The organism is Nitratidesulfovibrio oxamicus (assembly GCF_015731765.1).
In the GTDB taxonomy this organism is placed as follows: Bacteria; Desulfobacterota; Desulfovibrionia; order Desulfovibrionales; family Desulfovibrionaceae; genus Cupidesulfovibrio; species Cupidesulfovibrio oxamicus.
The window spans coordinates 1-6,257 of sequence record NZ_VRYY01000118.1; the positions used below are offsets into that span (position 1 = coordinate 1).

General features: G+C 66.9%; 5 protein-coding genes and 2 tRNA genes. 5 read left to right on the plus strand and 2 right to left on the minus strand.

The window, feature by feature from the left end:
* Both FVW20_RS05515 and FVW20_RS05520 read left to right on the plus strand, forming a co-directional pair.
* Positions 1–570, plus strand: a 570-nt coding sequence (locus tag FVW20_RS05515) for an AlbA family DNA-binding domain-containing protein (protein WP_196608637.1), incomplete at its 5' end; no start/stop codon positions are given.
* Between the two features lie 206 nt (positions 571–776).
* Entirely contained in the window at positions 777–2,486 is a 1,710-nt protein-coding gene (locus tag FVW20_RS05520; protein WP_196608638.1) for a glutamine--tRNA ligase/YqeY domain fusion protein, read from the plus strand.
* Positions 2,487–2,625: 139 nt separating this feature from the next.
* On the opposite strand, the gene rsgA is transcribed toward FVW20_RS05520, so the two are convergent.
* Both rsgA and FVW20_RS05530 read right to left on the minus strand, forming a co-directional pair.
* On the minus strand, positions 2,626–3,723 hold the full coding sequence (gene rsgA, locus FVW20_RS05525; protein WP_196608639.1) for a ribosome small subunit-dependent GTPase A: 1,098 nt from the start codon (positions 3,721–3,723) through the stop codon (positions 2,626–2,628).
* A gap of 63 nt (positions 3,724–3,786) precedes the next feature.
* Positions 3,787–4,308 carry a GNAT family N-acetyltransferase gene (locus tag FVW20_RS05530; RefSeq protein WP_196608640.1) on the minus strand — a complete coding sequence of 174 codons (522 nt, stop codon included), beginning with the start codon at positions 4,306–4,308 and terminating at the stop codon, positions 3,787–3,789.
* 650 nt (positions 4,309–4,958) lie between these two features.
* Between FVW20_RS05530 and FVW20_RS05535 the strand changes: the two genes are divergently transcribed.
* The 3 genes from FVW20_RS05535 to FVW20_RS05545 all read left to right on the plus strand — a co-directional run.
* Positions 4,959–5,033: transfer RNA gene (locus FVW20_RS05535), tRNA-Gln, on the plus strand.
* Between the two features lie 6 nt (positions 5,034–5,039).
* Positions 5,040–5,116: transfer RNA gene (locus tag FVW20_RS05540), tRNA-Glu, on the plus strand.
* Positions 5,117–5,290: 174 nt separating this feature from the next.
* Positions 5,291–6,257, plus strand: a 967-nt coding sequence (locus tag FVW20_RS05545; RefSeq protein ID WP_196608641.1) for an L-serine ammonia-lyase, iron-sulfur-dependent, subunit alpha, incomplete at its 3' end; no start/stop codon positions are given.

Consider the following 6,257-nt stretch of genomic DNA (forward strand, 5'->3'; position numbering starts at 1 on the left):
GCCTGCGGCGGGCTGGCCGTGCTGCTGGGCGCGTGGTGGACGCATGCCCGCCGGGGCGCATCCGGCGCCAGCGCAGCCCCCCTTTCGGACGAGGCCCTGCACACCCTGCTGTCCGGGGGCGAAAGCGACCGCCTGGAATTCAAGTCCACCCTGCGGCACAACCTTTCCAGCGGCAAGCACGGCAAGGAGATAGAGTTGGCGGCTCTGAAGACCGTAGCCGCGTTCCTGAACAGCGACGGCGGCATCCTGGTCGTGGGCGTGGACGACCAGGGGCAGGCGCTGGGCCTCGCACCCGACGGATTCGAGGACGCGGACCACGTGCTGCGCCATTTCAGCGCCCTGCTGGCCCAGCACATCGGCGTGGAGCACCAGCCGCACGTGCGCTTCACCGTGCGGGTGCTGGACGGCAGACAACTGCTGCTGGTGGAGTGCGGCAAGGCCACCGAACCGGTCATCCTGCACACCGGCAAGGAAGAGGAGTTCTATGTGCGCATGGGCCCCACCAGCCGCAAGCTGGCTCTCTCGCAGGTCATGCACAGGCTGCGCGGCAACGGTACCCAGCGGGAATGACGCCCGACGGGCCATGCAGCCATGCCCCCACTCCTCATGGCGCGCGACCGTCCGGCAGAGCCCCCCTGCGTTCCATGGCAGAATTGCCCTGAATCGCCCCGAATTGACCGGGCACACCACTTCCCGTATCCTGCCGCATCTTTCTTCGCATCCCGGACGGACCGCCTGAACGGCCGCCGGAAAAACCCCAGCAGGAACCCACGATCATGAGCGATCACAACGCCAGCGAGCCCGACCGCAAGGCCGAGCCGGGTCTCGATTTCATCCGCGCGCTGATTACGGCGGACAACGCCAATGGCCGCTTCGACAGCCGGGTGCACACCCGCTTTCCCCCGGAACCCAACGGCTACCTGCACATCGGGCATGCCAAGTCCATCTGCCTCAACTTCGGGGTGGCGCGGGAATTCGGCGGCAAGTGCAACCTGCGCTTCGACGACACCAACCCGCTGAAGGAAAGCCAGGAATACGTGGATTCCATCCGCGAGGACGTGAAATGGCTTGGTGGCGACTGGCAAGGTCGCGAATTCTACGCCTCCGACTATTTCGAGCAGCTCTACCAGCATGCGGAACAGCTGATCCTGGCGGGCAAGGCCTACGTGGACAGCCTGTCGGCGGACGAAATCCGCGCTCATCGCGGCACGCTGACCGCCCCCGGCACGGAAAGCCCCTACCGCAACCGCAGCGTGGAAGAAAACCTTGACCTGTTCCGGCGCATGCGCGCGGGCGAGTTCAAGGACGGCGAACACGTGCTGCGCGCCAAGATCGACATGGCATCGCCCAACGTGGTCATGCGCGACCCCACGCTGTACCGCATCCGCCATGCCCATCACCACCGCACCGGCGATGCGTGGTGCATCTATCCGATGTACGACTACACGCACTGCATTTCGGATTCCATCGAGGGCATCACCCACTCCATCTGCACGCTGGAGTTCGTGAACAACCGCGAACTCTACGACTGGACGCTGGATACCCTGGGCGTCTACCACCCGCAGCAACTGGAATTTGCCCGGCTGAACCTGACCTACACCGTGCTGTCCAAGCGCAAGCTGATCCAGCTTGTGGAGGGCGGCTACGTGAACGGCTGGGACGATCCGCGCATGCCCACCATCAGCGGGCTGCGCCGCCGGGGCGTAACGCCCGAGGCGTTGCAGGACTTCTGCGCGCGCATCGGCGTGGCCAAGGCCGATTCGGTGGTGGATTTCTCGCTGCTGGAATTCTGCATGCGCGAACACCTGAACGCCGTCGCCCCGCGCGTGATGGGCGTGCTGGACCCCATCAAGGTCGTCATCGAAAACTACCCCGACGACCAGGTGGAAACCTTCGACATGCCCTACCATCCGGAGGATGCGTCGCACGGTTCGCGCACGGTGCCGTTCTCGAAGGTGCTGTACATCGAGCGCGACGACTTCCGCGAAGACCCGCCCAAGAAGTACCACCGCCTGGCCCCCGGCGCGGAGGTGCGGCTGCGCTACGCCTACTACATCACCTGCCGCGAGGTGGTGAAGGACGCGGACGGCAACATCACGGAACTGCGCTGCACCTACGACCCTGCCACCAAGGGCGGCTGGTCGCAGGACGGGCGCAAGGTGAAGGGCACCATCCACTGGGTGTCTGCCGCGCATGCCCTGCACGCAGAGGTGCGCCTGTACGAGCACCTGTTCAGCGTGGAAAACCCCAACGCGGCGGAAGAAGGCAAGACCTTCGTGGACTACCTGAACCCCGATTCGCTGAAGACCGTCACCGCCATGCTGGAACCGGCCCTGGCCGACGTGGCCCCCGGCACCCGCGTGCAGTTCGAGCGCATCGGCTACTTCTGCGCCGACAAGGACGGCACCCCCGGCAAGCCGGTGTTCAACCGCACCGTGGGCCTGCGCGACAGCTGGGCGAAGATCGAGAAGAAGGAAGGCGCGTAAGCACGCGCCGACTGAAGACAGAAGAATGCACGACACCCCGGCGGGAGCCATCCCGCCGGGGTGTTTCGGTTTTGGGGACGAACGAGGTTACCTGCCTGCCCTACCCCTCAAAAGAGAGAGGGGAACAAACAGGAACGCCTCAGTATCCCATGTGTTTCTTGACCGACTTGACCAGTTTGCCGAACGCCTTGTCCTTTCTGCGCCGGTCGAGCTGCGACATTTCGCTGAACTCGGCCTCTTTTCGCAGTTTCAGGTAGTTCCGGTAATGCGTGGCGGACAACTCTCCACGGTCCACGGCGGCCCGCACGGCGCAGCCCGCCTCGTGTTCGTGGCGGCAGTCGGCATAGCGGCATTCGCCCGCCAGCAGGGCGATGTCCGCAAAGCCCGCGTCCACGCCATCCGCCGCGGCCACGGTGCCCACCTCGCGCATGCCCGGCGTGTCCACGACCAGCGCCCCGCCATCCAGCATCGTGAGTTGGCGGCGGGTGGTGGTGTGGGTGCCTTCGCCGGTGGCGCTGACAGCACGCGTGGCCCGGTCGGCACGCGTGACATGCGCGTGCTCGTGCAAGCCCCCCGCCCCTGCCTGCCCGCTCGTCAGTTGATTCAGCAGGGTCGTCTTGCCCACGCCCGACGAGCCGAGCAGGCAATAGGTCCGGCCCGGCGCAAGCGCCTGTCGCAACACATCCAGCCCGGCCCCGGTCACGCTGCTGAGGGCGATCACCCGCGCGGGCGTGACGGCGGCCACCACCGCCAGCAGGTTGCCGAGGTCTTCCGGGGTGACCAGGTCCGTCTTGGTCAGCACCACCACGGGCTCCACGCCCCCGTCCGCCAGCATGACCAGATAGCGTTCCAGCCTGCCGGGGTTGAAGTCGTAATGGCACGATTGCACGATGAACGCCGTGTCGATGTTGGCCGCAATCATCTGGACGGCGCAGCCATCGCCCGCCGTCTTGCGCCGCAGCACGGTCCGGCGCGGGAACACCCGGTGGATGATGGCCGCCGTCCCGTCGCTGTGCCACTGCACCGTCACCCAGTCGCCCACGCAGGGTCGGTCGGCGGCGCTGTCCACATGGTAGGCAAGCCTGCCCGCCAGTTCCGCCGGAACCTCGCCCCCTTCACCCCGTATGCGATACGCTCCCCGGTCCACTGCGCAGACCCGGGCAAAACCGCAACCTTCCATGAACATATCCGCCGCGTGTGCGGCAAACCACGGGTCGAAACCCCATGATTGCAACATTATGGTATACCTCATGAAGAACCGGGCGCATGCCACGGCCCCTTCGGATTGTCGTTGTTGGCGCTATGCCGGTTCCGCGAAGCCCGCGTGGGCGATGATGTCGCCCTGCGGCAGCCGGTCGCCGAAGCGCACGGCCAGCACGTACTGGTCGGGCACGCCGGGATAGTGCAGCCCCGGCACGCAGCCGAAGCCGAGGCGGGCGTAGTAGCCGGGGTCGCCCACCAGCACCACGCCCAGGGCACCGGCGTCGCGCATGCGGCGCAACGCCTCGCGGATCAGGGCGGAGCCGATGCCCCTGCCCTGCATGGGCGGCAGCACGCCCACCGGCCCTAGCAGGTACCAACCAGCGCGGTCCTTTCCCACCACTGCGGGCGAAAGGGCCACGTGACCCACGGGTTCGCCCTCCACCTCGGCCAGCAGGGACAGAATCAGGTCGCCGCTGGCGCGCAGCAGTCCGGGAATCAGGTGTTCGGTGGGTTCCGCGCCGTGGGCGTGCATGGGGTGGCCCTTGAAGGCCGTGTATTCGATATGGATGATCGCCCGGCAGTCCTGCTGGTTGCCGGGGCGTTCGTCTCTGATGTGCATTGCGTCACTCCTGAAGTACGGCGCGCGACATGACCGGCGCGGACCAGGCAGGCAACCCGGCGGCGCACGACCGCCATGCGGCGCGCATGGCGAAAGATCGGCCTGGAAACGTCAGAAGGATGGTTGCGGGACGAAAGCAAAGACCACCATCCGATGGCATCGGACGGAATCGGCTGGGCGGGATGGAGCGGAGCCGGATGACGGCCCCGTGCGGACAGCTACCCCGTCAGACGAGGGGGCGGCCTGCCGTCTCGCCTACCGGGTGCGGCTTTCGCCGACAACCGGTGCGACATTCTCTGGTGCGAATCGCTGCAAAAAAACCTCGGCGCGTACGCCTGCAAGCAGAAAGACGTGAACCGGACGGGCCGCGCCGCAGCCGTCAAGGCCGCGCGCGGGACAATCCGCCGGATGTCCGATGCGGACGGGACGAGCATAGTACGAAATTTCGCGGCAGCAAAGCCCCCGCCGCGATGGGTGGGATACGCCTGCGGACGGTCGAAAAAGACATGCGAAGATGCCCCACGCCACGAAACGCCACAATATCCGACATGATTCAGGCATATTATGCGCAAAAAATAAAAAGTGCGGACCCTGCGCGCATTTCCCGTTGACAACCGGAGGCCTGACGGATAGATACACAACCTCGTTGTTGGGCTGTCGTTCAATTGGCAGGACGGCGGATTCTGGCTCCGCTAATCTAGGTTCGAGTCCTAGCAGCCCAGCCAACATGCGTTCCCATCGTCTAGCCGGCCTAGGACAACGGCCTTTCACGCCGTCGACGGGGGTTCAAATCCCCCTGGGAACGCCAGCACGCCATCAAGGGGTCACGGTTCACCGTGACCCCCTTTTGCGTATATGCGGCGCACCGCCGCCGCGCGAAAACGCGGGTTCGCCCGCAGCCCCATCACGCCCGCACCAGCGCGGCATGCCGGAACCTGCCCCTTCACTCCACCCGGCCGCCCGCGCACAAGCAGGAGGCTCCATGGACATCGCCGCCTTTTTCGCCGCCGAAGTAAAGCCCGCGCTTGGCTGCACCGAACCGGGGGCCGTGGCCCTTGCCGCCGCCACCGCCGCACGCCACCTGCCTGGCCCGCCTGAACGCATCCACCTGCGTCTTTCGGCCAACATCTACAAGAACGGCCAGTCCGTGGGCATTCCCGGCGCGCAGGGCCTGCGCGGCAACATGCTGGCATCCGCGCTGGGAGCCCTTGCGGGTGATGCCGACATGGGCCTGCAGGCGCTGGCCTCCGTCACCGCCGACGACGTGGCCGCCGCCCGCGCCCTGACGGAGCGTGGCGCGGTGACGCAGGAAATCGTGCAGGACGTGCCCACCGTGTACGCAGAGGCGGAACTGTACCGCCCCGGGCATCTGGTGGTGGCCGTGGTGGCCGGACGGCACGACCGCGTGGCCGAGGTGCGCCACAACGGGCAGGTGGTCTACCGGGCGGAAGACGCCCTTGGCGGCGACAGCCTGCCCCCCTACATGGCCGACCTGCAACGGGCCGCCTTTGACGACCTGTGGAACTGGGCCGACGGGATCGACGCCGATCTCGCCCGAGACCTGCTGCGCGGCGCGGAGATGAATCTAGCCGTGGCCGAACAGGGGCTGACCAGCCCGTGGGGGCTGGCCGTGGGACATACGCTGGGCCAAGCCCTGCGCGGCGGAGATTGCCCAAGCAACTGCGCGCCCGGCACCAGTGTACCCGGCTCCTGTGCACATGACGCCTGCGGCCCGGACATCAGCGCCCGCGTGAAGGCCACCACGGCTGCCGCCGCCGACGTGCGCATGGCCGGGGCCAACCAGCCGGTCATGAGCAGCGCCGGTTCCGGCAACCACGGACTTACCGCCATCATTCCCCCGGCGCTGGCCGCCCGCGCATGGGGCCGCAGCGACGCGGAACTGGCTCGCGCGCTGGCCCTGTCGCATCTGGTCACCGGTGCGGTAAAGG

What these genes read in the sequence shown, in the direction of transcription:
- FVW20_RS05520 (WP_196608638.1), top strand. Translation starts at nt 777, where the DNA reads ATGAGCGATCACAACGCCAGCGAGCCCGACCGCAAGGCCGAGCCGGGT.
- rsgA (WP_196608639.1), bottom strand. Translation starts at nt 3,723, where the DNA reads ATGTTGCAATCATGGGGTTTCGACCCGTGGTTTGCCGCACACGCGGCG.
- FVW20_RS05530 (WP_196608640.1), bottom strand. Translation starts at nt 4,308, where the DNA reads ATGCACATCAGAGACGAACGCCCCGGCAACCAGCAGGACTGCCGGGCG.